Below are 26,189 nucleotides of genomic sequence, written 5' to 3' on the forward strand. Positions count from 1 at the left end.
TTACGTGTTCTGCAAGTGTTTCGCCGTGGACGCATGATCGAAATCAAGACCAAGGACGAGCTCCAGGCGATGCGGGCGGCGGGTCTCGTCGTCGCGCGCACGCTGGCGGCAGTTCGCGCGGCCGCCGGGCCGGGAGTGAGTACCGCGGAGCTCGACGAGCTGGCCGAACAGACGATCCGGGACGCGGGCGCGGTGCCCTCGTTCAAGGGGTACCACGGCTTCCCGGCGTCGATCTGCGCTTCGGTGAACGAGCAGATCGTGCACGGCATCCCGTCGAAGTCCCAGGTGCTCGCGGACGGCGACATCATCTCGGTGGACTGCGGCGCGATCCTCGACGGCTGGCACGGCGACTCCGCCGTGACGCTCGAGATCGGCGAGGTCGACGAGGCTTGCCGCGCGCTTTCCGCGGCCACCGAGGCCGCGATGTGGGCCGGGGTCGGCGCGGTCAGCGCCGGCGGGCGGCTCACCGACATCTCGTTCGCGGTGCAGTCCGCCGCTGAGAAGGCGGGCCGGGACGACGGCGTCGAGTACGGAATGATCCTCGAGTACGGCGGGCACGGCATCGGGCGCCAGATGCACATGGACCCGTTCCTGCCGAACGTAGGCAAACCGGGCAAGGGTCCCCGGCTGAAGCCGGGCATGGCCCTGGCGATCGAGCCGATGCTGACCGGCGGTGGCGGGGAGACCCGCGAACTCGACGACGGCTGGACCGTCGTCACCGCCGACGGGTCGCGCGCCGCGCATTGGGAGCACACCGTCGCCATCACCGAAGACGGCCCCTGGGTCCTCACCGCCCCCGAAGGCGCCTGACCCACCGCACGCGCCGCGTTTAGCCCGCTAAACGCACCCACCTGCCCCGCGCCGAGTGCGTTTAGCGGGCTAAACGCACTCGGCCTCGGCTGGGGGGCTGAACGAGCAGGCGGGCGGCCTCCGATGGACCCGCTCCCGGCGCTGGTGCAGTTAGCCCGCTAAACGCACTCGACGACGATGCCCGGGCTCGGCCGTCCTCCGCTGTGGCCCCAAGTGCGTTTAGCCCGCTAAACGCAGCGCGCGGCCCCGGGGAGACGACTTGGGCCGTAGCACGCTCACCCCCAGTTTGGGGGGCGCGACACGGGTTGCGTACACTGTCAAGTCGGCGTACTCATCGCGCCCGGTTCCAGCGCGCTCGTGAATCTCGCGAACATTGGAGTCGGGGAGGAGTATGCCGACGCACCACCCAGCCAAGCACTCAAGCTCAGCGATCACACAGCGTAGCGACAGGAAATGCGGAGGACATGGGCAAGAAAGACGGGGCCATCGAGGTCGAAGGCCGCGTAGTCGAGCCGCTCCCCAACGCGATGTTCCGCGTCGAGTTGGAGAACGGCCACAAGGTCCTTGCACACATCAGCGGCAAGATGCGGCAGCACTACATCCGCATCCTGCCCGAGGACAGGGTTGTCGTGGAGCTCTCGCCCTACGACCTATCTCGTGGTCGCATCGTCTACCGCTACAAGTGATCACTGAGAGTAGAGCACAAGCAGGAGAGCAGGAGACGTGAAGGTTCAGCCGAGCGTCAAGAAGATCTGCGACAAGTGCAAGGTGATCCGCCGTCACGGCCGGATCATGGTGATCTGCGAGAACCTGCGGCACAAGCAGCGGCAGGGCTGATCGCCCGCACTCGACCAGAGTGGATTGACGGCTACACAACCTCCCCGCACCTGCCGGGCCGTGTGAGCGGCCCGGTTCACCCCCGGACTTCAGGCCGGGGCCGGGACACCCGAAGCGCGAGCAGAGGGCACGACAGGCGAGTCGGTCCCGGGACCGGACGGGGAGCAGACCTGAAGAGCGACCAGAAGAAGGAGCACCAGCGCCAATGGCACGACTCGCTGGCGTAGACCTCCCCCGCGAGAAGCGGTTGGAGATCGCGCTGACCTACATCTACGGCATCGGCCGTACCCGCTCGAAGCAGCTCATCGCGGCTGCCGAGCTCAACGCGGACACCCGCGTCAAGGACCTCTCCGATGACGACCTCGCCAAGCTGCGTGTCTACATCGAGGAGAACTACAAGGTCGAGGGTGACCTTCGCCGCGAGGTGAACGCCGACATCCGTCGGAAGATCGAGATCGGGTGCTACGAGGGCCTTCGGTGGCGCCGCGGACTTCCCGTCCGTGGTCAGCGCACCAAGACCAACGCCCGTACCCGCAAGGGTCCGAAGAAGACGGTCGCCGGCAAGAAGAAGGCTGGCAAGAAGTGAGCGTCCAGGGCAAGAAGGTCGTGCGGATGGGCGGCGCCCAGCGTCGCGGCACGGCTTGTGTCTCGCCCAAGGCGCTCTACGCCCGCCCGATGGCGCTGCGCAACCTGTACACCGACGCCGGGTCCGTCATCCGGCGCGGGCAGCGTGAAGCAGCAGCCGCTCACCAAGAGAACGCGCGCTAACAGGAGATCCCTCAGAACATGCCACCGAAGTCTCGTACTGCGGCGGGGGCCAAGAAGGTCCGCCGCAAGGAAAAGAAGAACGTCGCGCACGGTCACGCGCACATCAAGAGCACCTTCAACAACACGATCGTCTCGATCACGGACCCGACCGGTGCCGTGATCGCGTGGGCGTCGAGTGGTCACGTGGGCTTCAAGGGCTCGCGTAAGTCCACCCCCTTCGCCGCGCAGATGGCCGCCGAGAACGCTGCCCGCAAGGCCGCCGAGCACGGCATGAAGAAGGTCGACGTGTTCGTGAAGGGCCCGGGTTCGGGCCGCGAGACGGCGATCCGCTCGCTGCAGGCGGCCGGCCTCGAGGTCGGCACCATCCAGGACGTGACCCCGCAGCCTCACAACGGCTGCCGCCCGCCCAAGCGGCGCCGGGTCTGAGGAACGGGGAGGAGTAAGAAGAAATGGCTCGTTACACCGGCCCCGCGACGCGTATTTCGCGTCGCCTCAAGGTTGACCTCATCGGCGGCGACCAGGCGTTCGAGCGTCGCCCCTACCCGCCCGGCCAGCACGGCCGCGGCCGGATCAAGGAGTCCGAGTTCCTTCTGCAGTCGCAGGAGAAGCAGAAGGCTCGCTACACCTACGGCGTGCTCGAGAAGCAGTTCGTCCGGTACTACAAGGAAGCCGTCCGGCGTCCTGGCAAGACCGGTGAGAACCTGCTGCAGATCCTCGAGTCGCGGCTGGACAACGTGATCTACCGCGCCGGCATCGCCCGCACGCGCCGTCAGGCGCGTCAGCTGGTGAGCCACGGCCACTTCGTGGTCAACGGCGTCAAGGTCAACGTGCCGAGCTTCCAGGTCAGCAAGTGGGACATCATCGACGTGCGGCCGAAGTCGCTGTCGATGCTGCCGTTCGTCGCGGCGAAGGAGTCCTTCGGCGAGCGTCCGGTCCCGGCGTGGCTGCAGGTCGTCTCGTCGAGCCTCCGTGTGCTGGTCCACCAGCTCCCGGAGCGTGCGCAGATCGACGTTCCGGTTCAGGAACAGCTGATCGTCGAGCTTTACTCGAAGTGATCCTCCACCGGGCTTCGGGTTCTCCCGGGGCCCGGTGCGGATCAGGGCGGCGGCGCCCAGGGTGCGCCGCCGCCGCGCCATCCCTTTCGGCGTCATATGGCGGGCGCCGTCTGGAAAGGAACAAGGAAGAATGCTGATTTCCCAGCGGCCGGCTCTCGGCGAAGAGACGGTCAACGAAACCCGCTCCCGGTTCACCATCGAGCCGTTGGAGCCCGGCTTCGGCTACACGCTCGGCAACTCGCTGCGGCGCACGCTGCTGTCGTCCATCCCGGGCGCGGCCGTGACGAGCATCCGCATCGACGGCGTGCTGCACGAGTTCACCACCGTTCCCGGGGTGAAGGAAGACGTCACCGACATCATCCTGAACCTCAAGGAGCTCGTGGTGTCCTCGGAGGAGGACGAGCCGGTCACCATGTACCTGCGCAAGCAGGGCCCTGGTGAGGTCACCGCCGCCGACATCGTGCCCCCGGCCGGCGTCACCGTGCACAACCCGGACCTGCACATCGCGTCGTTGAACGGCAAGGGCAAGCTCGAGATCGAGCTCGTCGTCGAGCGCGGCCGCGGTTACGTTCCGGCCCTGCAGAACAAGCAGGCGGGCGCCGAGATCGGCCGGATCCCGGTCGACTCGATCTACTCGCCGGTGCTGAAGGTGACGTACAAGGTCGAGGCGACCCGTGTCGAGCAGCGCACCGACTTCGACAAGCTGATCCTGGACGTGGAGACCAAGCCGTCGATCACGCCCCGGGACGCTGTCGCGTCCGCTGGTAAGACGCTGGTGGAGCTGTTCGGTCTCGCTCGCGAGCTGAACGTCGACGCCGAGGGCATCGAGATCGGCCCCTCGCCGCAGGAGGCGGACACCATCGCCGCCTACGCGATGCCGATCGAGGACTTGGACCTCACGGTCCGGTCGTACAACTGCCTCAAGCGCGAAGGCATCCACACGGTCGGCGAGCTGGTCTCGCGCAGCGAGGCCGACCTGCTCGACATCCGCAACTTCGGCGCGAAGTCGATCGACGAGGTCAAGCTCAAGCTCGTCGGCCTCGGCCTCGCGCTCAAGGACAGCCCGCCCGGGTTCGACCCGACCGCGGCCGCGGCCAGCTACGACGGTGAGGGCTGGTCTTCGGAGACTGTCGGCGGCCTGACCGGCGGGATTTCGGACGACGGCCACGACGACGGCCAGGACTACGCAGAGACCGAGCAGCTCTGAGGCCGTCGGCCCGGACGCTGTGAGCTGAACTAGGAGAACCAATGCCCACCCCGACCAAGGGAGCCCGGCTCGGCGGGTCCGCCGCGCACGAGCGGCTGATCCTGGCCAACTTGGCCACGCAGCTGTTCGAGCACGGCAAGATCACGACGACCGAGGCGAAGGCCAGGCGCGTGCGCCCGCTGGCCGAGAAGCTGATCACCAAGGCGAAGCGGGGCGACCTGCACAACCGCCGCCAGGTGCAGCGCGTCGTCCGTGACAAGGACGTTCTGCACAAGCTGTTCGCCGAGATCGGTCCGCACTTCGCGGAGCGCGCGGGCGGCTACACCCGCATCACCAAGACGATGCCGCGTAAGGGCGACAACGCCCCGATGGCGGTCATCGAGCTGGTGGCGGAGAAGACCGTGACGTCCGAAGCCGAGCGGGCTCGCAAGACGAAGTTCGCCAAGGACGAGAAGGCCGTCGAGGCCGCTCCGGTTGCCGAGGAGACCACCGAGGTCACCGACGCCGCTGAGGCGACCGAGACCGCTACTGAGGCTCCGGCGGCCGAGGAGGCCACCGAGGCCCCCGCCGAGGCTGCTGCCGACGCGGACGCCGACGCCAAGAAGGACTGAGTCCTGACGGCTGCACGTACACCGGACGAGCCCGCCACTCCCGCTGGGGAGGGCGGGCTCGTCCGTCTGCGTCTGGATGTCAGCTATGACGGGACCGACTTCTCCGGTTGGGCCCGCCAGCCGGGGCGCCGGACCGTCCAAGGTGTACTCGAAGACGCCCTCGCCAAGCAGCCCCCCGGCTCCGCCGTCCCGAAATCCGTCGTGGTCGCCGGCCGCACCGATGCCGGTGTGCACGCCTCCGGCCAAGTCCTCCACGTCGACGTAGCGCCTTTAGCGGGCAAAACGCGCTCGAGTCGGATCGCGGTGGACGAGTGGGGGATTCCTGACCTGGCGCGGATGTGTCATCGGTGGAACCGGATCCTGCCTGGAGATGTTCGTGTGCTGGGAGCCCGCGTGGCGCCACCGGGCTTCGATGCGCGGTTTTCGGCAGTTCGTCGGCACTACCGCTACCAGGTCTCCGATGCGCCATGGGGTGTGGACCCGTTGCGGCGTAAGGACACGCTCGCGTGGGGCCGTCCACTGTCGATCGACGTGATGAACGAGGTGTCGGCCGAACTGCTTGGCCTGCAGGATTTCGCGGCCTTCTGCAAACAGCGGGAAGGTGGCACGACGATTCGCGAACTGCAGCGGTTCGAGTGGCGACGGACGGCGACTCACGCTGTGGAAGCCGTCGTATCGGCCGATGCTTTCTGTCACTCGATGGTACGGAGCCTGGTGGGTGCTGTGCTCCTCGTCGGCGATGGCCGACGGGCACTGGACTGGCCGTCAGGCGTGCTCGCGAGCGGTGTTCGGGACAGCGCGGTGGCTCCTGCCCACGGTCTCATCCTGACCGCGGTCGACTACCCACCGGACGACGAACTCGCCGCCCGCGCCGAGCAAACCCGCAACATCCGCACTCCTCTCCCCTGACCGGCGTGGCGCGTTTAGCCCGCTAACTGCGCTCGCTGCGCGGTGCGAACGGCTTCGAGGATGCTCGCGAAGTCAGTGGCCAGCTGCTCGGCTGTCACGACCACGAATCGCCAGCCCTCCCCGGTTATCCGTCGTCGACGTTCGTGATCGCGCTGTCGTTGTGATGGCTCCTCATGCCAACGGCCGTCGTACTCGATGGCGACCTTGCACTCCTCCATCGCCAAGTCGAGCCGACCGAGAAGACGTCCTCGTCTTGAACGCACGTTGTACTGAGGCACGACTGCGAATCCGCCAGCGGCAAGAACTACTCGTAGCTCCGACTCGGGCAACGACTCCGCACGCCGGTCCGAGAGCAGGAGGGCGTGTCTGGCCAGGCGGATTCCGCGATTTCGCCTCCCCATGAACAGCTTTTCCAGCTCACGTCGTCTGACCAGCTTGGCCCGGAGGAAGGCGTCCAGGTCCGGAACACCGATCCGGAGACGTCGCACCCAGCTGCGTTTCCGTGGGGAAAGCCGGAGCAGCAGGTCGAGGGCGATCCGCGCGGGACGGGCGATTCGAATGCCATGCCAGCTGCGCGTTTCTGCGCGGGGTACTTCCGTTCGACGTATATGGATACCCACGATTGGCCCGAACCGGTGCTTCTCCGGTACCGCGAACTCGACCGGATCGTAGGGTTTCGCCAGTTCTACGCCTCGTACCGTGGCGGCGGACCGCCCGGTGAGTACGGCTTCTTCAGGCGCCAACAAGGCCGCGCCACGGCAACGTAGTTCGTGCGTGACCGTGACGTGTGCTGGCGCGTAGACGTCCTGGAAGAGACGGCGGACGCCGGGCCCTCTGAGCTGGCCGGCGGTGATCAGGCCTGCTCTTCGTGCTTCCGATCCGCGAAAGACGTCGGGGAGGTGCTGGGTGTCGAGGACAGTAGCCACGATGACACTGTGACGTTCGAGACCGACAACTTCGGCCGGACAAGCCTCGAATAGGCCAACCTGTCCACAAGGCCCCTGTTATCCACAACCTCGTCGTTTTCCACTTGACACCCCTCCCCATTCCCAGCTCCCTGCTTCCGCTTTCGACCGAGTGCGTTTAGCCCGGTAAACGCACAAGCCCGCGCCGAGTGCAGTTAGCCCGCTAAACGCGCGCGGGGTGGGCAGGGGAGTGCGTTTAGCGGGCTAAACGCGGCGCCGGGCGGGGTTAGTCGCCGCGGCGGACGGGGCCGAGGAGTTGTTGTTCCTTGGCGGTGGTGACGAGGCGGAGAGGACGCCACAGGTTGCGGCCCAGTGCGACCACCTGGTCGTCCTTCAACGTCGTGAGCTGACGCATCATCTGGGGCGGGAGCCGCCAGATACGCGCCGCCAGCTCGGCCTGGCCCGCCGGGAGACGCTGCATCAGCACCAGGTCGGCCGCGTTCGCCGTCGCACCCGCCTGCGGGTGCAGATACGGGAGGACGTACACCGTCGTCTGCCACGGCGACCGCGGCGGGAACAGGTCCTGCGGCGTCGGGCCGCCGTCGGTCACCACCAGCAGCGGGGCGTCCTCGGACGGCCGCGGCAGCTCCACCGGCGACAGCCGCCGGATCTGCACCAGCGGCGACGGCCGGCCGTCACGCTGGTTACCCGCGGCCTGCGGAAGCACCTGCCAGGCGGCCGGACGCCCGGTCGCCACGACCACCCACGCGCCGACGGCCATCGCGCGCATGGCGACCTGTCGTGCCAGGTAGAGCCCGCCGACCAGCACGATCCTCGTCGGCGTCGACCGCAGCGCCGAAATCGTCAGCGGCTCGCCCTTGAGCCCGGAGCCCAGCACGATCCCGCCACGGTCGCCCGACGGGCTGATCGCGTCGAGCATCGCCGGGTCCACGGTGAACTCCGGCGCCACACCGGTGCTCTGCCCGGAGTCGCGAAGGCGGGAACTCATGCCGTACCTCCGATCGGCAGCGTCGCGGCGAACGCCGAGACCTGAAGACCACGCAACGGCGTCAGCGTTACCCCGATACGTTCCGAAATGCCCTGAAGCCGCTGGTCGGCGGTGTCGAGTTCACGCGGGTTCCGCGCGCTCAACCGCACGACGCCGCGAAGCCCGATCTTGCCTTCGTCGGCCGCCGGCGCGATCGACATGGCGACTGTCGCCGAGAGCGCCCGGACGCTGGTGAGTGCGTTGAGGCTCCCGGTGATCTTGCTCTTGGGCCACCCGGTGATCGCGTAGCTCGCGTGCCCGATGCCGGCGGCGGTGACGCCGGTCCACCGCTCCTGCAGCGTCACCTTCGTCGGCGCGCCCGCGACCGCGGTGAGTTCCGCGGCCGAAATGCTGGCGCGCAGCAGCTCGTCCGGGTCCAGCGGCCGCGTCGGCACACCCTGCGACTCCAACGCGTTGCGCACGCGGGACAACGCACCGATCAGCGCGCGATGGGCACCGACGACACCGCCACCGCGTTCCCGGATCGCGGCCGGGCAGCGTCGCGGGTCGAGCCGGATGGCCACCCACGTCGTCCGCCGCGCGGCGGCGGGAAGCGGCCCCAGCACCTCCATGTACGAGCTGAGCGCGGGGGAGTCTGCGGGCAGCGCGGCGCTGCCCGGGTAGCAGTGCCAGATCATCTGGATCGAGTCGAGCACCACGCCCCTGTCCTCGAGGCACGGCGCGAGCGCGGCCAGCGGAAGGCTCGGCGCGCCACCCGCCTGGGTGATCAGCGCCGGCGCGGGCTCGACCAGCAGCACGGCGGTCCAGGTGCCGTCGTTCCACGCGATGCCCACCTGCTGACGCTCGTGGTCGACACCGTGTGCCACCACGAGATCCGGCACCGCGATCCGCAACAGGTTCACCCGCGCGTCGTCCGGCCCGGTGACCGTGGTCTCTTCCGCCGCCAGCGATTCGATGCTGCTCGGCGGCAGCGGAGTGGCCACACGATCGTGTGAACGGAAGGTGTAGCGCATGGTGAGCCCGACCCACTGGGTGAACCACCGGCCACGCCAGCGCAGGAACGCGATGACCAGCGCGACAGCCAGCACGCCGATGCCGACGTACTTCAGCGACATGTTGATCGCGAGCAGGACGAGGCCGACCGCGAGGCCGAGTTCCAGCACCACGAGGTTCGCGACCGGAAGCGGGCCGAGGTTCACCCCGGCCGAACGCCGGCGCGCGGGAGCCGCCATCCGGACCGGTGCCGGACCGGAAGGCTGCTGCGGCGGAGGACCTCCTTGACCACCGGGGCCGCCTGGGCCACCGGGCCCTCCTGGGCCACCCGGCCCTCCTGGGCCACCCGGCCCTCCGGGACCACCAGGTCCCCCGGGCCCGCCCGGCCCGCCAGGCCCGCCCGGCCCACCGGGGCCGGGGCCACTAGGACGTCCGGGCCCTCCACCGGGTCCGCCCGGGCCGGGGCGACGTGGCGCTCCCTGACCACCCGGCGGCGTGCCGACGGGCCCACCCGGACCGCCCTGTCTCCCCGGCCGCGGCGGCGGCCCCGGGGGACGGCCCGGTGGTGGTGACCCTGGTGGTGGGCCAGGCGGACGTGGAGGAGTGTTGACGGACATCCGCGCTTTCTCTTCCCCTCGTGCGTGCTGCGTACCCGGAAAGCCGATCCCGAGGTGCCTGACCCTGGTTTGAGTTGGTAGAAACCCCACACCAGACGGTCCCCGTACGGCTATCCTGCGGAACCGTACCGCGACGGGGAGGACTGTAGGTCGAGAATGCCATCAACACCCACGACTAAGTCTCAGGTTCAGGCTTATCAGTTCGTCCTCCGCCGCATGCAATCCGCGCTGGTCCGGCGGGACGCGGTGATGCTGCACGACCCGATGCGGACCCACACGCGGGCCACGATCGTGGGAGTCGTGCTCGGCGCGCTGGGCATGATCGTCTTCATCGTCTGGGGCCTGCTGAGCCCGGCGCCGGCGGTGCCCGAAGCGGGCAAGATCGTCATCGGCCAGCAGTCCGGCACCGTGTATGTCGTCATGGGGAATCCGAAAAAGCTGATCCCCACCTTCAACCTCGCTTCGGCGCGGCTGCTGATCATCGCGCAGCAGCAACAGCAGCAGAAGCAGTCGTCGGGCGGTCAGGCCGCCCCGGCGTCGGCCGGGCAGCCCGCGGCACCGGGTGGCGCGGCGCCGAACGTCGTCGACGCGACGGTCGTCTCGGACGAACAGCTGAAGGACATCCCGCGGGGCAAGCTCACCGGCATCCCCGACGGGCCGCAGCTGATCCCGTCGGCCACGCAGCGGATTTCCGCAAACTGGGCCGTCTGCGACGAGGTCAAGCTGAACCCGCAGCTGCCGCAGCCGGACAGCATCAACCAGACCGACACCACGGTGTTCGCCGGGGTCGACCGGCTCGGCACCGAACTCGGCGTCGACCAGGCGCTGCTGGCGACCGCCGACAACGGCAAGAGCTACCTGATCTACCGCGTGCCGTCGAACCCGAACCGGCCCAACACCAACACCGTGCGCGCCGAGGTCGACCTGAGCCCCGGCACCCCGGTCATGGCCGCGCTCCACCTGCCGGCGAAGGGGCGCAAGGTCTCGCAGGCCCTGCTCAACGCGATTCCCGAGGTCTCGCGGCTGGCGGCACCGGCTGTCGCGGGCAAGAACGGCCGAGCGCCCGCAGACTTCGACGGCTTGAGCGTCGGCGACGTCTTCTCCACCGCGCCCGCCGGCGCGCCCATGGAGTACTGGGCCATCGTGCAGAACGGCATCCAGAAGGTGTCGCCGGTCGTGGCGGACATCATGCGGACGGCGAACAATGGCGACTCCGGCAGGGTGATGCAGCTCGGCCTGGACAAGACCCGCACCGTCAAGCAGCTGCAGCCCGGTGACCAGGGTTACCTGGCCGTCGACGACTTCCCGAGCTCGGTGCCGACCGTGCTCGACGCCACGAAGAACTCCCCGGTCGCCTGCCTTGGCTGGTCGCTGGTGGGCGAGGGCGCCAACCAGGACGCGCACACCAGCGTGTTCGTCGGCAACCAGCTGCCGGGGCCGAAGAACCCGAACGGCACGTCCACCGCGATCCGGATGACCACGCCCGGCCCCAACGGGCTGCCGATCACCGGTTTCTACATGCAGCCGGGGTTCGCCGCGGTGGTGCAGTCGGCCACGACGAAGGCCACCTTCGGCAAGGGGCCCATCCAGCTCATCTCCGACCGGGGCATCCGGTACGGCGTCCCCGACACCAAGACCGCGGACGCCATCGGCCTCAACAACCGGCTCCCCGCGCCCGAGTCGATCATCGGGTTGCTCCCGCCGGGCGCGTCGCTGAACACCCAGAACGTGCTGAGGGAGTTCGACACGGTGCCGATCGATCCCAACGCGGGTTCCTACCCCTCGGCGACACCGCAGCCCGCCGGATAGCCGGGGCCGGAACCGGTCCTCCCGGCGGGACGTCACACGCTCGGGCACCATCGGCGAGCGGAGGAATGCGATGGCCGGAGTGAAGATCGACGAGGTCGTCGTCGCCGAGTACGCCAGGAAGGTGGACGGCGCCGCGGGGCGGTTGGATTCCGCCGTGGGTGAGTTCGGCACGGACGCGGTCGCGCCGGAGGCGTTCGGAGGCCTCGGTGCGCAGCTGGGGGTGGGGGAGTCCTACGGCCGCGCGATCGAGGCACTCCGGCAGCAGCTCGTGGCCGGTGCGGCCGCGCTGCACTCGGCGGCCGAGGCGTTGCATCGGGTGACCTCCCGGCACGCCGATCGGGACGCGGAGTCCGCGGAACTGATCAAGCGGGCCGGGGAGCTCTGAGCCCGATGATGTCCGAACGCGAAGGCGCCACCGAGTCCATCGCCCATCCCCTGGCCAGTGCACTCCCGTCCCGGCCGAGTGCGTTTAGCGGGCTAAACGCGCTCGGCGGAGCCGCGGAGATCGAGGTGGCGGCGGGGCCGTATCTGGCGTTCCTGTCGGAACTGGCCGACGAGCTGGGCCTGATCGATCCGGTGGAGGCCTACTTCCGTCCGTTGGTCGGCCAGTGGGACGTACTCGGCGCCGAGGCCGACGGACTACGCCAGGCAGCCGGCGCGGCCGGCGCGGTGTCCGATCAGCTCGCCGATGACCTCGGACGGCTGGACGCGGGCTGGTCGGGTGCGGACGCCGACGCTTTTATCACCTACATGGGTGAGGTTGGGGCGGCCGGGGGTGACGTCGGGGACGCGCTGTCCACACTCGCGGGCGCGCTGGACGAGCTTGTCTCGGCCGTGCGGCACATCGTCGTCGATCTGGCCGAAGTGCTGGTCGACACGGCCGAGGTCGCGTCCGAGTCGGCGCTGCTCCCGGTCGGCGGCACCACGCGGACCCGCGCCCAGGTACAGGAGGCACAGCAGACTGCGAAGGCCCTGTATGAGGCCGCGCGTGACGTCATGGAGGCGTTCGGGCGCCTTTGCGACGGCGTCGATGACCCGGACGTCGCGTCTCGCAGCATCGAGATCGCGCATCGATACCCGCAGGAACGCTTCCGGCTGCACGACGCCGACGGCGGCCCGGCCGCCGAGGCCCAGCCTGCACCGCAGGCTCGGACCGGTGGATCCGACGCGGGTTCCACAACGCCGTCGGCCGCGCACGACGGGGCGGAAGGGCGGCACACCGGTGCCCGGGACCAGGCGATCGAGCAGGGACAGTCCACCGGGGCCGGGGTGACGGCACTCGGCCCGGCGCCCGCTGCGCCGAGCGCGGAACCGGGGCACAACACCATGGGGATGCCGATGGTGCCGATGGGACTCGGCGGCATGGGGGCGGGCGGCGGCGCGAAACAGCGCCAGCCGAAGCAGCGGTCCGCCGCCAAGGTCTCGGACGTCTTCGGCGAGCCCGCCCAGGTCGTCCCGCCGGTGATCGGCGAGGAGGAGCCCAAGCCGACTCCGAAACCCCCACCACCGAAGTAGCCTGCGGCCCCGAGTGCGTTTAGCCCGCTAAACGCACTCGGCGCTGGCACGGCGAGCGCATTTAGCGGGCTAAACGCGCTCGCGGGCCCGGGCGGCCGGAGCGGTCACATCGGGCGGTGTCCATGGCGGACAGGGCGACCGGGCGCACTGGACCGCATGGCGGTTCGGCGCCGCTCTCGGTCGTCGGTTCGCGATACGCGGGGAGATGACTGACGCCGGTGGCCTGCCGACCGCGGTCGGCGGACCTACCGGTTCGCGCCGCCGGAGCGGTTGCGCCGGATGGTGTGCATGACGAACAGGGTGATCAGCAGCGCCACCAGCCCGCCGCCGGTGCCCGCCAGCGCGATGATGATCGCGGACTCGTCACGGTTGTTGGCCGGCGGCAGGGTCGCGACCTGCTGGACGGGCCGCACGGACGGCACACCTTCCTCGGACGACACGCTCGCGGTGAGCGCGGCCATCGGGTCGATCACGCCGTGGCCGACGAAGTTGTCGTGCCCGCCCGGCGCCGCGGGCCGCTGCGCGGTGTTGACGATCCGCCGCATCACCGCCTTGGCGTCCAGCTGCGGGTACTTCGCCCGTACCAGCGCCGCCACCCCGGCGACGTAGGGCGCCGCGAAGCTCGTGCCCTGGATCGCGGCCGGCTCGCCGTTGCCCTCGATCGTCAGGTTGGCGAGGCCTCCGGAGCCGGCTGCCGGATCCAGCGAAATGATGTCCGTGCCCGGCGCCGCGACGGTGGTCCACGGGCCGTTGACACTGAAGTTCGCGACGCCACCGGTGACGTCGATCGCGGCCACGGAAATCACGTCTTCGGAGAACCACGGCGGCGTGACGATCGACCGCGGCTGGTTCGGGTTCGTCTGGTCGTTCTGCAGGCAGGTGTCGGTGGTGTTGCCCGCGGCCGCGACCACGACCACGTTGTGCTGCACCGCGTAGTGCACGGCGGCCTGCAGCTGGCGTTCCCCGTCGGAGATGCGCCCGTCCGAGGTGCGGCAGTTGTCGACCGACATGTTGATCACGGTGGCCTTCTGGTTCACCGCGCGCACCACGGCCTGCGCCAGCGTCGTCAGCTTCCCGGCGGTACCGGCGGCCTCCTGCTCGCGGCCGGTGCCCTTCTGCTCGGGCCAGGTCGCGTCGCCCGGCAGCACGCCCTGGCCACTGCCACCGCCGTTCGAAGGCGGGAGCTGTGACTTCGAAGCGCCACCCGACGACGGCGGCGCGCCCGACGAAGCCGGTGGGGACGCGGGAGGGGAGGACGGAGCGGACGCCTTGGTGTCCTTGCCGTAGTTCTGGCTGGACTGCCGGATCGACAGGATCGTCGCGTCCGGGGCGACACCCTTGAACCCGATGTCCTCCGGGGTGTTCGCGGCGATGATCCCCGCCACCTCGGTGCCGTGGCCGTCGCAGTCTTCGAGGCCGGGCGCCACGCCGTTCTTCGGGTTCGCGACGTAGTCGCCGCCGCTTTCCACACTCTTCAGCCAGGGGTGCTTGGTGACGCCGGTGTCGATCACCGCGACCTTCTGCCCGCCGCCGACACTGTGATCCTGCGCGGCGGCCTTCACGATCTCGTGCAGCTTGTCGATCTGCAGGTACTCCTGGCCCCACGGCCGGTTCTTGGGAACGATGTTCTTGCCGAGGCTGCGCTGCACGCACTGCTTCGTCTGGACGTAGTTCTCGTCCGGCTTGCCCGAGTCGGCGGGCAGAGCCGACGGGTCGACCGGCGGAGGCGCCGCGTAGTAACCGCCCGAGGCCGGTGGCACGCTGGGCTGCTGCGCCCACACCGGGATCGCCATCATCGGGGAGAGCGCCCCGATGCTCGCCACGAGTGCGACCGTCGCGGTCCGCCCGGCGCGGCCGAACCGTCGGCGCGGCTGGCCGTCGTTCCGCGCTACCACCATCTGAACATCATCCGATCGGGTCGACGTCACTTGAAGTTGAGGTGACGCAGCGTGGTGTAAAGGTCCATGACGCCGAGTGCGAGCGGGAGCACCGTGGCGATGCAGATCGCCTCGATGATCTCCACCGTCCGCCGCAGCGGCGGGGAGAACCGCTGGTTCGGGAAGATCACACCGACCACCAGCGAACCCGCGGCCACCAGGATCAGCGCGCCGAAGATGTACAGCACGCGCGACTGCGGGGTGGCCGTCCAGATCCAGCCGAGCAGGATGCCCGCCGCGGACACCATGCCGGTCGTGAGCAGGGCGATCGCCTGGCTGCCGTTGGCGTAGGCCCGGGCGCGCAGCAGCAGGACGAGGCTGGCGACGACGCCGAGGATGATCCCGAAGGGACCCGGCGCGGTCGAGGCGATGATCGCGGAGATCGCCGTGGTGACACCGCAGCCGACCATGAGCCCGGTCATGTAGTTGTGCGCGACCGCCGTCCGCCGCTCGATGGCGCGGTAGTCGGGGAAGCCCGAGTCCTCCTTCAGCTCCTCCGCGCTGCCGGGGACGTGCGGCAGCGGGAGTTTCGCCAGCCAGATCGTCGCCCTCGGCAGGATCGAGATGCAGGCGAGCGCGACGGCCGCGGTCCCGGCGGCGATGCCGGGGATCGGGTGCGCGATGAACGTGCCGAAGAGGAAGGCCAGGGCGCCGAAGGCGCCCACGGTCGCGGCCGCGATGAACGTCGTGATCCCGGCGCCGATGACGAGAATGCAGACGGACGCGACGATGAGAACGAGCGCGCAGGCCAGCAGCAGATTCGCCCGTAGTGACAGGCCCGGCACGATGTAGAACCCGCTGACGAAGGCCAGCGGCAGGCCACCCGCGGCGGCGACGAGGACGCCGGTCGCCTCGGCCTGGTAGGCCTTGGCCAGCGTCGCGCCGACCGCGACGCACGCGATCGCGCCGATACCGCCCGCGATCGCGGCGGCGAGCGCGCTGCCGCCGTAGAACGAACCGCTCAGGAACAGCGCGAGGGCGGCGGCGACCAGCGCGATACCGCCCGCGACGTGGCCGAACCGGCGAGCGGTCTCCTTTGTCCACGGCCGGAAGCTGTCCGGTGAGGACTCGGCGATCGCGTCGACGACGTCGTCGTACAGCGGGGGAGGCGGGTTCTCGTTGCGCTTGCGCAGCTGCAGCAGCTCGCCGTCGACGACGCCGAGCGAGGCGAGCGTGCGGCTGGGGTCGAGCGGCGCGTCGCCGAGCTTGGCCAGTGCCCAGCCACCGTGGCGGGCGCCGCCGTCCGGCGTCGTTTCCTTGGCCATGTCCAGCAGCATGGGCAGCAAGTCGGCCACCGCGACGTCGGCGGGCAGCGCGACGTCGATCCGGGTGCGTGGTGCCACCACCGTCACCCTGCTGAAAACTGTCGTGCCCGTCGCCACTGCTGGTGCCCCCGCTCTGATGAGACTGCTCCCGGGGGGAACTTATACCGAACCCGGGTGCCGTTTTCATCGACTGTCCGAAATTGACCGGCAAAAGTATGCCTGCGCGGGGCCGGTCCAGCGCGTCGACCGCCGTGCCCCTGACCTCGCCGCCGAGCGCGTTTAGCCCGCTAAACGCACTCGGCCCCAGGTCGACGTGGCCACCGGGGGCGGGGGAGACGGAGCGGTGCGCATGGGGCGATCGGCGCGGCCCCGAGTGCAGTTAGCCCGCTAAACGCGCTCCGGGGCGGCCGGGCGAGTGCGTTTAGCCCGCTAAACGCGCTTGGCGCCGGGGTGGGGTGGGCAGCGGGTTCGGTCGCTGGTGTCGGTGCCTCCCCCTACACTCGGCGGGCAAGCTCATCGAGTCGATCATTGAGGTCTCCGGCCGTTCCTGGCATTGGCCGGATTTCCCGCCCGACGTTCGATAGGTTGTTCCGCGCACCTGGGCGCACAAAACGGTGGCCGCCATCGTCGAGTTTGAAGAGGGGTCCTTCGATGAGCACGCTGCAGTTCAAGAAGTCGCCACGGCTGGCCGCGCCGCGCCCGCCGGGCGGCGAGGTGCACCTTGAACCGCCACCGGAGGTGCCCCGCACCATCCCCGGCAACATCGTGATGAAGCTGCTGCCCGCGGTCATGATCGTGGCCTCGCTGGGCATGATGGTCTTCATGTTCACCGCGGGTGGCAAGAACCCGATGATGCTCATGATGGGCGGCATGATGGTCATGGGCACCGTCGGCATGATGGCCGGCGGTGGCGGCAAGGGCGGCGGGGCCAAGAAGGCCGAGATGGACGAGGACCGCAAGGACTACCTCCGCTACCTCGGCCAGATGCGTGACCGCGCCCGCGAGGCGATGGTCGACCAGCGCGCCGCCCTCGAGTGGGTGCACCCCGACCCGCAGTCGCTGTGGTCGCTCGCGGCCAGCCGCCGGATGTGGGAGCGCCGCCAGAACGACCAGGACTTCCTGCACCTGCGCGTCGGCCGCAGCTCGCACCGGCTCGCGACGCGGCTGGTACCGCCGCAGACCGGCCCGGTCGACGAGCTGGAGCCGATCGCCACCCTCGCGCTGCGCCGGTTCGTGCGCGCGCACTCGATCGTCCCCGACCTGCCGACGCAGATCACCCTGCGCGGGTTCGCCGCGGTCAGCATGCAGGGCGACCGCGCGCTGACCCGCTCGCTGACCCGGGCCCTGCTCTGCCAGCTGGTCACGTTCCACAGCCCCGACGACGTCCTGATCGCCGTCGCCACCGCGGGCCGCGCGAAGGCCGAGTGGGAATGGGCGAAGTGGCTGCCGCACGTGCAGCACCCGACGCTGGCCGACGGCATCGGCCAGCTCCGCATGATGGCCGGTTCGCTCGCGCAGATCGAACAGTGGCTCGACGAGGAGCTACGGGACCGCCAGCGCTTCTCCCGCAACGCCACCCCGGCGCCCGACCAGCCGCACGTCGTGATCATCGTCGACGACGCGGAGGTCACCCGTGAGGAGCAGATCATCCTGGAGGAGGGCTTGGTCGGCGTCACGCTGATCGACCTGTCCGACTCCACCGGCAACCTCGCCGCCCGCCGCGGCCTCCGGCTGGTCGTGGAGGAGACCCGGCTCGGTGCCCGCAGCGCGGGCGGTGTCGAGTGGTTCGGCCGCCCGGACCGCCTCTCGGTGGTCGAGTCCGAGGCGGTGGCCCGCCTCATCGCGCCGTACCGCGTCGGCGGTTCCGCCGGCCAGGACGTGGGTGACGAGGAACCGCTGCTGTCCAACCCGTCGCTGCTCGAACTGCTCGGCATCCCGGGCGACCCGATGACCTTCGACGTCCAGCAGGCGTGGCGCCCCCGTCCGATCCGCGACCGCTACCGCGTGCCGTTCGGGGTCGGCGAGTACGGCCAGCCGGTCGAGCTGGACATCAAGGAGGCGGCGGCCGAGGGGATGGGGCCGCACGGCCTGTGCATCGGCGCGACCGGTTCCGGTAAGTCCGAGTTCCTCCGGACGCTGGTGCTCGGCATGCTCGCGACGCACTCGTCCAGCACGCTCAACTTCGTCCTGGTCGACTTCAAGGGTGGCGCGACGTTCCTCGGCCTGGACAAGGCACCGCACGTGTCCGCGGTCATCACCAACCTCGCCGACGAGGTCACGCTGGTCGACCGGATGAAGGACGCGCTGGCCGGTGAGATGAACCGGCGCCAGGAGGCGCTGAAGAACGGCGGTAACTTCAAGAACGTCTGGGAATACGAGAAGGCCAGGGAAAACGGCGCCGACCTCGACCCCCTGCCCGCGCTCTTCATCGTCTGTGACGAGTTCTCCGAGCTGCTGGCGGCGAAACCGGACTTCATCGACCTGTTCGTCGCCATCGGCCGGCTGGGCCGATCGCTGCAGATGCACATGCTGCTCGCCTCGCAGCGGCTGGAAGAAGGAAAGCTCCGCGGGCTCGACTCCCACCTTTCCTACCGGATCGGCCTGAAGACGTTCTCCGCGGCGGAGTCCCGCGCGGCGATCGGCGTGCCGGACGCGTTCGAGCTGCCGTCGGTCCCCGGTGGCGGGTACCTCAAGTACGACACCTCGACGCTGGTGCGGTTCAAGGCGTCCTATGTCTCGGGCCCGTACCGTCCCGCCGGGATCAAGGCCGCGGGGCCCGCGGCGACGGTCGTGCGGGCGGACAAGCGCCCGCAGCTGTTCGTCCCGGACTTCGTCGAACTGCCGAAGGAGCCGGAGCCGCAGCAGATCGAGGAAGAGGCACCGAAGCAGGAACGCCAGTCGGAGGAGGCGGTCGAGCCGAGCGAGCTCGACGTCATCGTCGGGCGGCTGGTCGGCCAGGGCCCGCCGGCGCACGAGGTGTGGCTGCCGCCGCTGAAGGAGCCGAACTCGCTCGACACGCTGCTGCCGAACCTCAACCCGACCGACGACCGTGGCCTGTCCCCGGTCGGCTTCTTCGGCAACGGCAGGCTCCAGGTCCCGCTCGGCATCGTCGACCGGCCGTACGAGCAGCGGCGTGACGGCCTGTGGGCGGACTTTTCCGGTGCCGCCGGGCACGGCCTGGTCGTCGGCGGCCCGCAGTCGGGCAAGTCGACGATGCTGCGGACGCTGATCATGTCGATGGCGTTGACGCACACGCCGGAAGAGGTCCAGTTCTACTGCCTCGACCTCGGTGGCGGCACGCTCGGCGGGCTCGCGGACCTGCCGCATGTCGGTGGTGTCGCGGTGGCGCGGCGCGAGCCGGACAAGGCCCGCCGGATCGTCGCCGAGCTGACCACCCTGCTCACCGAGCGGGAGGGCCGGTTCGCCGCCATGGGCATCGACTCGATGACGGAGTTCCGCAACCGCAAGCGCCGCGGCGAGATCAAGCCGGAGCAGGACGCCTTCGGTGACGCGTTCCTCGTGGTCGACGGCTGGAAGGCGCTGCGAGAGGACTTCGAGGAGCTGGAAAGCTCGATCACCCGGCTCGCGATGCAGGGTCTGTCCTACGGCGTGCACGTCGTGGTGGGCGCCAACCGGTGGGCCGACATCCGCCCGGCGATCAAGGACATGCTCGGTACCCGGTTCGAGCTGCGCCTCGGTGACCCGAGCGAGTCCGAAGTGGACCGCCGGGCCGCGGTGAACGTCCCGGCCGGGCGGCCAGGACGCGGGATGACCCGCGAGAAGCTGCACATGCTCACCGGGCTCCCGCGCATCGACGGCTCCAGCGATCCGGAGACGATCGCCGCCGGTGTCGCCGACGCGGTCGCGAAGATCAAGGGTGCCTGGCGGGGCCGTCCGGCGCCGCAGGTCCGCCTGCTGCCGGAGATGATCACCTACGACGACGTGCTCCGGCTGGACAGCAAGCGCGCGACGAAGCTCGTGCCGATCGGCGTCAACGAGGAGGACCTCCAGCCGATCTATCTCGACTTCGACGCGGAGCCGCACTTCTACGCGTTCGCGGACGGCGAATCGGGCAAGACGAACCTGCTCCGGCAGATCGCGCGCGGTATCTCCGAGCGCTACTCGCCGAAGGAAGCCGTCATGCTGCTGGTCGACTACCGGCGCACGATGCTCGGGTTCCTCAGCGGGGACTCACTGCTCGGCTACGCGGTGTCGGCCACCCAGCTGGACAGCATGGTCAAGGACGTCTACGGGTCGATGACGCGGCGGCTGCCCGGCCCGGACGTCACGCAGGAGCAGCTGAAGAACCGCTCCTGGTGGACCGGCCCCGAGCTGTTCATCCTCGTCGACGACTACGACCTGGTGGCGACGCAGAGCAGCAACCCGCTCAAGCCGCTGTCGGAGTTCCTCGCACAGGCGAAGGACGTCGGCCTGCACGTCATCGTCGTCCGCCGTACCGGTGGTGCCGGCCGGGCGATGTACGACCCGATCCTCGGCAAGCTGAAGGAACTGTCGGCGCCGGGCATGGTCATGAACGGCTCGAAGGACGAGGGCACCCTGGTGGGCAACATCAAGGCGGGCCCGATGCCTCCCGGCCGGGGCAACATGCTCACCCGCAAGTGGGGCAAGCAGCTGATCCAGGTCTCGTGGATCCCGCCGGAGTGACCCGCGCGAAGAACAGGGGAACGACGATCTGCGGGAGTGGCTGGTGACGTTACGGGTAGCGGTGGACTTCGGGACATCGAGTACCTGTGTCGTCGCTTCCGTGAACGGGCGCGAACCGCAGGTCGCGGTGATCGACGGTCAGCCGCTCATGTCCTCGGCCGTCTACGCGGCACCCGACGGCACGTTGTTCGTCGGGCAGGAGGCGGAGCGGCAGGCCGCGGTCGACCCGTCGCGCTACGAACCGCATCCGAAGCGCCGCATCGACGAGGGCGATCTGCTGCTCGGCGAGCAGGTGCTCCGGGTGACCGACGTGGTGCACGCCGTGCTGGCGCGCGCGGTGACCGAGGCGCGCAGACTGGCCGGTGAGGCCGAGGTCGATCTGCTGGTCCTCACCCATCCCGCCGACTGGGGCGCGATCAGGACCCGGTTGCTGCGCCAGGCGGCGGGGCGGCTGGCCCAGGAGGTCGCCCTCGTCCCGGAGCCGGTCGCGGCGGCCGTGTACCACGCCGCGACGTTCGCCCCCGCGGAACTGAAGTCCGATCGCACGGTCGAGTTCAGCGGGCGCCCCGGCGACACGCTGGCCGTCCTCGACCTCGGGGGCGGCACCGTCGACGTCAGCGTCGTCACCCGCACCACCCCGCCCGGTGCGTTTAGCGGGCTAAACGCACCGGGGCGCCCGCAGCGGGGCGGGTTCCAGGTGCTGGCGACCAGGGGGGACCCGAGTTTTGGCGGCGCGGACATCGACCAGGCGCTGCTCGAACACGTCGGCTCGCTCGTCTCGTCGGCCGACCCGGACGCCTGGCGGCAACTGGTCGAAGGCCGCGAACTCGCGGACCGGCGCCGCAGGCGCGTGCTCCGGCAGGACGTCCGCGGCGCCAAGGAGACGCTGTCCCGGCACGCCTACACCGACGTCCCGATGCCGCCGCCGTTCGCGGACGCCCATGTCACGCGCGAGGACCTCGAACGGCTGATCGGCGCGCCGCTCGGGCGCGCGGTGGAGCTGACGAGCGCCGCCATCGCCGACGCCGGGCTGCGGCCGAAACAGCTGACCGGGATTTTCCTGGTCGGCGGGTCGAGCCGGATCCCGATGATCTCGCGGCTGGTGCACGAGCGGACCAGCCTCGTGCCGACGAGCCTGGACCAGCCGGAGACGGTCGTCGCGCGGGGCGCGCTCCGCGCGGTGCTCGTCGACCCCGATCGCACCGGTTCGCTGCCGGGCTCCGCCATGGCCCGGCTCGGCGCCGTGCCCGGCGGCGCACCCACGGTCGAGCACCGCACCGAGGTCGTCCGCCCCGGCGAGGCGCCCCGCCCCGCCGCGCCTCCGCCGCGTCCCGGCGACCCACGCGTCACCCCGCCCCGGCAGGTGGAGCCACCCCCCGGCTACCCCGCCCGGCCCGCGCCGAGTGCGTTTAGCCCGCTAAACGCGGCGCGCCAGGGGCCGCCGCCTTCGCCGCCCCGCGGTCAGCCGGCGGCGCCGTGGGGACAGTCGGCGCCGGAGCACGGAAGTGCGGACAAGCGGACGGAGCGAGCAGGGCGCTCGAAGCGGGCCAAGCTGCTCTGGATCGTCGCGGCCGTGGTGGTCGTGGCGCTGGGAGCCACCGGCGTCGTGCTGCTGACCAAGGGCGGCGCGGACGACAAGCCCGCGGGACGCACTCGCGCCCAGTACGACTACCGCTTCATCGCGCCGCCGGGCTGGGACCAGACCGAGGACCGGGTCGGCGAGAAGCAGGTCGTCATCCACCCCCAGGACTCCCTGACGGGCGCCGACCTCGTGGTCGCCCAGGAGTACGTCATGAACTACGACGCCACTGCCGACCGCCAGCAGCTCGTCGAGGAGTTGCGCGGATCGGCCGCCCGCTACCCCGAGCGGTACAGCGGATACGACCCCAACGCCTCCTACGCCGGCCGTCCGGTGATCGCCTATCAGGAGACCAAGGCTCAGGCGAAGGTGTACTGGTATGTCGTCGCCCAGGGCCGCATCCGGGTGCACGTCGGCTGCCAGTACGGCGCGCCCGCGTTCCAGCAGCGGGTAAGCGCGGCCTGCGAGCAGGTCGTCCGCACGCTCGAGGTCGTCAACTGAAAGGAGGGCCTCGTGCCGTCCGAACCCGAGACCGCCGCCGCGGCCTTCACCCGTGCGGGGCAGGACGCGGTGACCTACGCCCGCCGCGTCGCGGGTGACGCCCTCGCGCGCAACGAGCGTCATCGCGGGGAGAACGCGGCGCTGATCAAACAGTTCGGCCGCGGCAGGCTCGCGGGCCGGGCCACCGATCCCACACCGGGCGCGCTGCGCGGGGCCGCGAAACGTTTCCGCGCCGCCAGGGGACTGCCGGTTCCGCAGCTTCCGGCGGCGGCCGAACTGGTTCCCCCGAAGCCGGAACCGGCGCCGTCCCCGGCACGCAGGCAGCCTCCCGTCGAGGAGGAAGCGGACTTTTCCGAGTCGCGAATCATGATCCGTGATCAGTGAACGAAGGCGCACATGACCACTGTGCGTATGTTAAGTCACCTGGTGGAGGTCACCTTTTCGGGGAAAAGCCGGACCATGGCGCAAGCCGGTGGAATACCGCGGGCGACGGGTTCCCACCCCCGGCGTTCACTCAAGCAACTACTTGCGGGCAAACGGCGACACAGGGGAACCGGACATGGCAATGTCTCCGTCGTAGGTCCGTACAAACAAACACGACCTAGTGCGGACAACCACTAACGAAGGGGGTAGCTCCCATGGCTGGCGGTTTCAAGGGAACTCCGGAGCAGTTCACCCAGGCCGAGCAGCGCGTCACCGAGGTGCGCGTCGCGATGGACCAGAACCTGTCGACGCTGCGCGACCGCATCGAGGCCACTCGCGCCGGCTGGCAGGGTGACGCGCAGAAGGCCTTCGACAAGGTGATGCAGCGCTTCGACGAGGACGGCCGGGGGATCAACCAGTCCCTGCAGAACATCGCGAACCTGCTCCAGGAAGCCGGTTCCAAGTACAAGCGCTCGGAAGAGCAGCAGTCGGAGATCATGAGCGCCGTGAACAAGGGCTTCGACGTTCTCGGCTGAGTACCACCTCTTGACCTTTCCACCCACATTCTTTTCGGCAATAAAGGGAGTGCACCATGGCTGACGGCATCGTTGTCGATTATGGCGTCATCAACGCCGCGGCGGACGACTGCAACTCGACCGGCAAGGAACTGCAGGCCGCGTTCGACAAGCTGAAGGACGACCTGCGTCCGCTGACCCACGACTGGGAAGGCGCCGCGCGCACCCAGTACGACGAGGCGCAGCGCGTCTGGGACCAGAAGTTCGAGGACCTCAAGCAGGTTCTGGCGCAGATCGCCACCGCGCTGCCGCAGATCGCGGACGGCTACCAGGGCACCGAGCAGGGCGTCAAGGACCTGTTCTGAGCTACCCCGCCCCGGATAACCACGGCGGGCCCGGCACCTTTCGGTGCGGGCCCGCCGTTTCCGTTGGGGGACAAGGAAAAATCAGCCTCAGTGCGGAGCGCCGACCTCGTACTCCGGCTTGTCGTTGAGCACCCGCACGGTCACCTTCTTCGGCTGGCCGCCGATCTGCAGAGTGCAGTCGAAGGTGGTGCCGTTGTCGGCGACCTGGTTCGCCGGGCACTGCACGTTCTGGACGTCGGGTTCGCCGTAGCTCTCGTTCAGCACCCGCGTCACGCCGTCCTGAAGGGACTTCTGGTCGAGGACGTCACCGCGGAACGCGCCGAGCAGCCAGGCGGCGACCCCGCCGGCCACGATCACGAGTACGGCGATCCCGCCGAACAGCAACGGTTTCTTCGACCGTTCCGGCTTCTCGCCGTCCTCGGCCGAAAAGGCACCGAGACCCCCGTATTGCGAAGGCTGGAAACCGCCGCCGAACTGCTGGCCCCGCGGTGGCGTGCCGGAGCCCGCCTCGGGGGCCGGTGCCTGCTGGGGCTGCCACTGCCGGCCGGGCTGTGCCGCCGGGGACTGTGGTGCCGGCGACTGCGGCGCGGGAGGCTGCTGCCACGGTCCGGAGAAGGAGCCGGTGCCACCGGGCTGCGATGCCTGCTGCCACTGCCCGGTGTAGGAGCCGGTGGACGCGCCGGGTTCGGCGTTCTGCTGCTGCCACTGCCCGGCGTGCGGGCCGGTGGCCTGCTGCTCGGGCTGCCACGGCTGCTGCGCGCCGCCGGCGTTCGGCTGCCACCACTGCGGGTCGGACGGCTGGTTCATCGGAGATCCCCTCGGGGCGCGCGGTCGGTCTTCACGTCGTCGGCCACGTCAGTTGCCCCTCGCTTCGGCGATCTTCGCCCACAGCGCGTCCTTCGCCGCCCTGTCCGGGAGCGCGGTGACCTGTGCGGGGTCGGGCAGCTTGGGCAGGTCCTGCGCGCTGGCCTTTCCGGTGAACCGGAAGTCGTACCGCAGCTCGACCTTGTGACCGCTGCCCTCGAACTTGGCCTCCATGACGATCTGGTCGAGGGTCCCGTCCGGGTTGAGCAGGATCTTGGTCGGGATGACGGCCTTGCGCAGTTCGGGGGTGATCTGGCTCTTGATCGACTCGGGGAGCTGTTCCACCGGGCGGGTGAGGAACGCGTCGAAGGTCACGTCGGCGGTGAGCTCGGTCTTGCCGTCCCGGCCGACCTTCGCGCCCTTCACCGTCTTCTTGTCCGCGTTGGCGGACATCGCGACGGCGTCGGCCATCTTGCAGGCGGTGTAGACCCCGGCGAACCCGCACTTGAGCTGCTGCCCGACCTCCGACTTGGCCATCGACACCCACGAAGTCGGGGCGGCCGCCTTGAACGCCGGGCCGAGGTACATGTACTCGACGGGGCCGTCGGCGGGGGTGAACGTGTCGAGGACATCGTCGGGATTCTTCTGCGAGCGGTTGTGCACGACCCGGCTCTCCGGCGAGCCGGTGCGGGCCGCGGTGATGAGGCTGTGCGCGTACTTCTCGTCGAAGCGGAAGTAGTTGTCCGAGGACGTGGTGACGTCGCGCTGGTTGTCGATCACGTCCTGGAGCTTGTTCATGGCGGCCTCGAACTTGCCGCCGACGTACGCCGCGGCGTCGTCCCCCTTGGGCAGCGCCGTGCCCGCGCGGGCCTGGCCGCACGCGGTGGCCAGCACCAGCACGGCGCCCAGCGCGCAGATGATCGTCGTTGGCCGTTTCCTCATCGCCGTTCCCCTGCTCGAGTCCACCCGCTCCGGGTGCATCCGGATCGTCTCATTCTCGCGTGTCGCGGACGGCGGTGCGGGCGGTTCGCGAGGTCCGGTCGGTAGAGTTCTGCTGCGTTCGCCCAGCCGGGACCTTAGTATGCGAGGC

The 26,189-nt window shown here is 69.7% G+C and carries 26 protein-coding genes; 18 read left to right on the forward strand and 8 right to left on the reverse strand.

Features of this window, described 5'->3' with window-relative positions; genetic code table 11:
- The first annotated feature begins 33 nt into the window (after positions 1-33).
- The 10 genes from map (at position 34) to ABD987_RS22190 (ending at position 6,197) form a co-directional block, all read left to right on the forward strand.
- The gene (gene map / locus ABD987_RS22145) at positions 34-810 is read left to right on the forward strand and encodes a type I methionyl aminopeptidase (protein WP_345396699.1); all 777 of its coding nucleotides are present in this window, start codon (positions 34-36) and stop codon (positions 808-810) included.
- 464 nt (positions 811-1,274) lie between these two features.
- Positions 1,275-1,496 carry a translation initiation factor IF-1 gene (infA, locus tag ABD987_RS22150; RefSeq protein WP_005166804.1) on the forward strand — a complete coding sequence of 74 codons (222 nt, stop codon included), beginning with the start codon at positions 1,275-1,277 and terminating at the stop codon, positions 1,494-1,496.
- Between the two features lie 37 nt (positions 1,497-1,533).
- Complete coding sequence (rpmJ, locus tag ABD987_RS22155; RefSeq protein WP_004558882.1) at positions 1,534-1,647, forward strand: 50S ribosomal protein L36; 114 nt, start codon at positions 1,534-1,536, stop codon at positions 1,645-1,647.
- A gap of 205 nt (positions 1,648-1,852) precedes the next feature.
- Positions 1,853-2,233, forward strand: coding sequence for a 30S ribosomal protein S13 (gene rpsM, locus ABD987_RS22160; protein ID WP_345396704.1), 381 nt, complete (start codon positions 1,853-1,855; stop codon positions 2,231-2,233).
- Positions 2,230-2,415, forward strand: a complete 186-nt coding sequence (locus tag ABD987_RS22165) for a hypothetical protein (RefSeq protein ID WP_345396707.1) — start codon at positions 2,230-2,232, stop codon at positions 2,413-2,415. The genes rpsM and ABD987_RS22165 overlap by 4 nt, the downstream gene beginning before the upstream one ends.
- An 18-nt stretch (positions 2,416-2,433) precedes the next feature.
- A complete protein-coding gene (gene rpsK / locus ABD987_RS22170; protein ID WP_004558885.1) occupies positions 2,434-2,841 on the forward strand; it encodes a 30S ribosomal protein S11 in 408 nt (135 codons plus the stop codon).
- 23 nt (positions 2,842-2,864) lie between these two features.
- The gene (rpsD, locus tag ABD987_RS22175) at positions 2,865-3,470 is read left to right on the forward strand and encodes a 30S ribosomal protein S4 (protein ID WP_345396711.1); all 606 of its coding nucleotides are present in this window, start codon (positions 2,865-2,867) and stop codon (positions 3,468-3,470) included.
- A 130-nt stretch (positions 3,471-3,600) separates the two neighbouring features.
- Positions 3,601-4,677 carry a DNA-directed RNA polymerase subunit alpha gene (locus ABD987_RS22180; protein WP_345396714.1) on the forward strand — a complete coding sequence of 359 codons (1,077 nt, stop codon included), beginning with the start codon at positions 3,601-3,603 and terminating at the stop codon, positions 4,675-4,677.
- A gap of 41 nt (positions 4,678-4,718) precedes the next feature.
- Positions 4,719-5,288, forward strand: a complete 570-nt coding sequence (rplQ, locus tag ABD987_RS22185; RefSeq protein ID WP_345396717.1) for a 50S ribosomal protein L17 — start codon at positions 4,719-4,721, stop codon at positions 5,286-5,288.
- A gap of 72 nt (positions 5,289-5,360) precedes the next feature.
- On the forward strand, positions 5,361-6,197 hold the full coding sequence (locus ABD987_RS22190; protein WP_345397504.1) for a tRNA pseudouridine synthase A: 837 nt from the start codon (positions 5,361-5,363) through the stop codon (positions 6,195-6,197).
- A gap of 14 nt (positions 6,198-6,211) precedes the next feature.
- Here ABD987_RS22190 and ABD987_RS22195 read toward each other — a convergent pair whose 3' ends face one another.
- From ABD987_RS22195 to ABD987_RS22210, 4 genes are all read right to left on the reverse strand, one after another.
- Entirely contained in the window at positions 6,212-7,123 is a 912-nt protein-coding gene (locus ABD987_RS22195) for a DUF559 domain-containing protein (RefSeq protein ID WP_345396720.1), read from the reverse strand.
- A 265-nt stretch (positions 7,124-7,388) separates the two neighbouring features.
- Complete coding sequence (locus ABD987_RS22200; protein ID WP_345396723.1) at positions 7,389-8,111, reverse strand: hypothetical protein; 723 nt, start codon at positions 8,109-8,111, stop codon at positions 7,389-7,391.
- The gene (gene eccE / locus ABD987_RS22205) at positions 8,108-9,343 is read right to left on the reverse strand and encodes a type VII secretion protein EccE (RefSeq protein ID WP_345396726.1); all 1,236 of its coding nucleotides are present in this window, start codon (positions 9,341-9,343) and stop codon (positions 8,108-8,110) included. Before eccE ends, ABD987_RS22200 begins: the two co-directional genes overlap by 4 nt.
- Positions 9,307-9,615, reverse strand: coding sequence for a hypothetical protein (locus ABD987_RS22210; RefSeq protein WP_345396730.1), 309 nt, complete (start codon positions 9,613-9,615; stop codon positions 9,307-9,309). The genes eccE and ABD987_RS22210 overlap by 37 nt, the downstream gene beginning before the upstream one ends.
- Before the next feature lie 262 nt (positions 9,616-9,877).
- Between ABD987_RS22210 and eccB the strand changes: the two genes are divergently transcribed.
- The 3 genes from eccB (at position 9,878) to ABD987_RS22225 (ending at position 13,045) form a co-directional block, all read left to right on the forward strand.
- Positions 9,878-11,530 (forward strand): type VII secretion protein EccB, encoded by a 1,653-nt coding sequence (gene eccB, locus ABD987_RS22215; RefSeq protein WP_345396733.1) that lies wholly within the window; start codon positions 9,878-9,880, stop codon positions 11,528-11,530.
- 70 nt (positions 11,531-11,600) lie between these two features.
- Complete coding sequence (locus ABD987_RS22220) at positions 11,601-11,915, forward strand: hypothetical protein (RefSeq protein WP_345396736.1); 315 nt, start codon at positions 11,601-11,603, stop codon at positions 11,913-11,915.
- A gap of 8 nt (positions 11,916-11,923) precedes the next feature.
- Positions 11,924-13,045 (forward strand): WXG100 family type VII secretion target, encoded by a 1,122-nt coding sequence (locus tag ABD987_RS22225; protein WP_425551089.1) that lies wholly within the window; start codon positions 11,924-11,926, stop codon positions 13,043-13,045.
- A 245-nt stretch (positions 13,046-13,290) separates the two neighbouring features.
- Here the strand turns inward: ABD987_RS22225 and ABD987_RS22230 are convergent, their stop codons facing one another.
- Entirely contained in the window at positions 13,291-14,943 is a 1,653-nt protein-coding gene (locus tag ABD987_RS22230; protein ID WP_345396742.1) for a type VII secretion-associated serine protease mycosin, read from the reverse strand.
- Between the two features lie 26 nt (positions 14,944-14,969).
- On the reverse strand, positions 14,970-16,334 hold the full coding sequence (gene eccD, locus ABD987_RS22235; RefSeq protein WP_345396745.1) for a type VII secretion integral membrane protein EccD: 1,365 nt from the start codon (positions 16,332-16,334) through the stop codon (positions 14,970-14,972).
- Between the two features lie 564 nt (positions 16,335-16,898).
- On the opposite strand from eccD, the gene eccCa reads away from it, so the two are divergent.
- The 5 genes from eccCa to ABD987_RS22260 all read left to right on the forward strand — a co-directional run bounded on the left by eccCa (position 16,899) and on the right by ABD987_RS22260 (position 24,295).
- The gene (gene eccCa / locus ABD987_RS22240) at positions 16,899-20,912 is read left to right on the forward strand and encodes a type VII secretion protein EccCa (protein WP_345396747.1); all 4,014 of its coding nucleotides are present in this window, start codon (positions 16,899-16,901) and stop codon (positions 20,910-20,912) included.
- Between the two features lie 43 nt (positions 20,913-20,955).
- Positions 20,956-22,992 (forward strand): type VII secretion-associated protein, encoded by a 2,037-nt coding sequence (locus ABD987_RS22245; RefSeq protein WP_345396749.1) that lies wholly within the window; start codon positions 20,956-20,958, stop codon positions 22,990-22,992.
- Between the two features lie 12 nt (positions 22,993-23,004).
- Entirely contained in the window at positions 23,005-23,376 is a 372-nt protein-coding gene (locus ABD987_RS22250) for a hypothetical protein (RefSeq protein WP_345396752.1), read from the forward strand.
- A 254-nt stretch (positions 23,377-23,630) separates the two neighbouring features.
- Positions 23,631-23,951 (forward strand): WXG100 family type VII secretion target, encoded by a 321-nt coding sequence (locus tag ABD987_RS22255; protein WP_345396755.1) that lies wholly within the window; start codon positions 23,631-23,633, stop codon positions 23,949-23,951.
- Between the two features lie 56 nt (positions 23,952-24,007).
- Positions 24,008-24,295, forward strand: coding sequence for a WXG100 family type VII secretion target (locus tag ABD987_RS22260; protein ID WP_345396758.1), 288 nt, complete (start codon positions 24,008-24,010; stop codon positions 24,293-24,295).
- Between the two features lie 87 nt (positions 24,296-24,382).
- Here ABD987_RS22260 and ABD987_RS22265 read toward each other — a convergent pair whose 3' ends face one another.
- Positions 24,383-25,102 carry a DUF4333 domain-containing protein gene (locus ABD987_RS22265; protein WP_345396761.1) on the reverse strand — a complete coding sequence of 240 codons (720 nt, stop codon included), beginning with the start codon at positions 25,100-25,102 and terminating at the stop codon, positions 24,383-24,385.
- 48 nt (positions 25,103-25,150) lie between these two features.
- Entirely contained in the window at positions 25,151-26,041 is an 891-nt protein-coding gene (locus tag ABD987_RS22270; RefSeq protein ID WP_345396765.1) for a hypothetical protein, read from the reverse strand.
- Positions 26,042-26,189 lie beyond the last annotated feature (148 nt).

Source organism: Amycolatopsis samaneae, assembly GCF_039541975.1.
GTDB classification, from domain to species: Bacteria; Actinomycetota; Actinomycetes; order Mycobacteriales; family Pseudonocardiaceae; genus Amycolatopsis; species Amycolatopsis samaneae.

Bases quoted from the DNA above. Each gene is read 5' to 3' on its own strand.
- ABD987_RS22200 (WP_345396723.1), bottom strand. From the start codon at position 8,111: ATGAGTTCCCGCCTTCGCGACTCCGGGCAGAGCACCGGTGTGGCGCCG.
- ABD987_RS22230 (WP_345396742.1), bottom strand. From the start codon at position 14,943: ATGGTGGTAGCGCGGAACGACGGCCAGCCGCGCCGACGGTTCGGCCGC.
- eccB (WP_345396733.1), top strand. From the start codon at position 9,878: ATGCCATCAACACCCACGACTAAGTCTCAGGTTCAGGCTTATCAGTTC.
- ABD987_RS22260 (WP_345396758.1), top strand. From the start codon at position 24,008: ATGGCTGACGGCATCGTTGTCGATTATGGCGTCATCAACGCCGCGGCG.
- ABD987_RS22180 (WP_345396714.1), top strand. From the start codon at position 3,601: ATGCTGATTTCCCAGCGGCCGGCTCTCGGCGAAGAGACGGTCAACGAA.
- infA (WP_005166804.1), top strand. From the start codon at position 1,275: ATGGGCAAGAAAGACGGGGCCATCGAGGTCGAAGGCCGCGTAGTCGAG.
- rpsK (WP_004558885.1), top strand. From the start codon at position 2,434: ATGCCACCGAAGTCTCGTACTGCGGCGGGGGCCAAGAAGGTCCGCCGC.
- map (WP_345396699.1), top strand. From the start codon at position 34: ATGATCGAAATCAAGACCAAGGACGAGCTCCAGGCGATGCGGGCGGCG.
- ABD987_RS22220 (WP_345396736.1), top strand. From the start codon at position 11,601: ATGGCCGGAGTGAAGATCGACGAGGTCGTCGTCGCCGAGTACGCCAGG.
- ABD987_RS22255 (WP_345396755.1), top strand. From the start codon at position 23,631: ATGGCTGGCGGTTTCAAGGGAACTCCGGAGCAGTTCACCCAGGCCGAG.
- rpsM (WP_345396704.1), top strand. From the start codon at position 1,853: ATGGCACGACTCGCTGGCGTAGACCTCCCCCGCGAGAAGCGGTTGGAG.
- ABD987_RS22270 (WP_345396765.1), bottom strand. From the start codon at position 26,041: ATGAGGAAACGGCCAACGACGATCATCTGCGCGCTGGGCGCCGTGCTG.
- ABD987_RS22225 (WP_425551089.1), top strand. From the start codon at position 11,924: ATGTCCGAACGCGAAGGCGCCACCGAGTCCATCGCCCATCCCCTGGCC.
- eccE (WP_345396726.1), bottom strand. From the start codon at position 9,343: ATGGCGGCTCCCGCGCGCCGGCGTTCGGCCGGGGTGAACCTCGGCCCG.
- rplQ (WP_345396717.1), top strand. From the start codon at position 4,719: ATGCCCACCCCGACCAAGGGAGCCCGGCTCGGCGGGTCCGCCGCGCAC.
- rpsD (WP_345396711.1), top strand. From the start codon at position 2,865: ATGGCTCGTTACACCGGCCCCGCGACGCGTATTTCGCGTCGCCTCAAG.
- ABD987_RS22265 (WP_345396761.1), bottom strand. From the start codon at position 25,102: ATGAACCAGCCGTCCGACCCGCAGTGGTGGCAGCCGAACGCCGGCGGC.
- eccCa (WP_345396747.1), top strand. From the start codon at position 16,899: ATGAGCACGCTGCAGTTCAAGAAGTCGCCACGGCTGGCCGCGCCGCGC.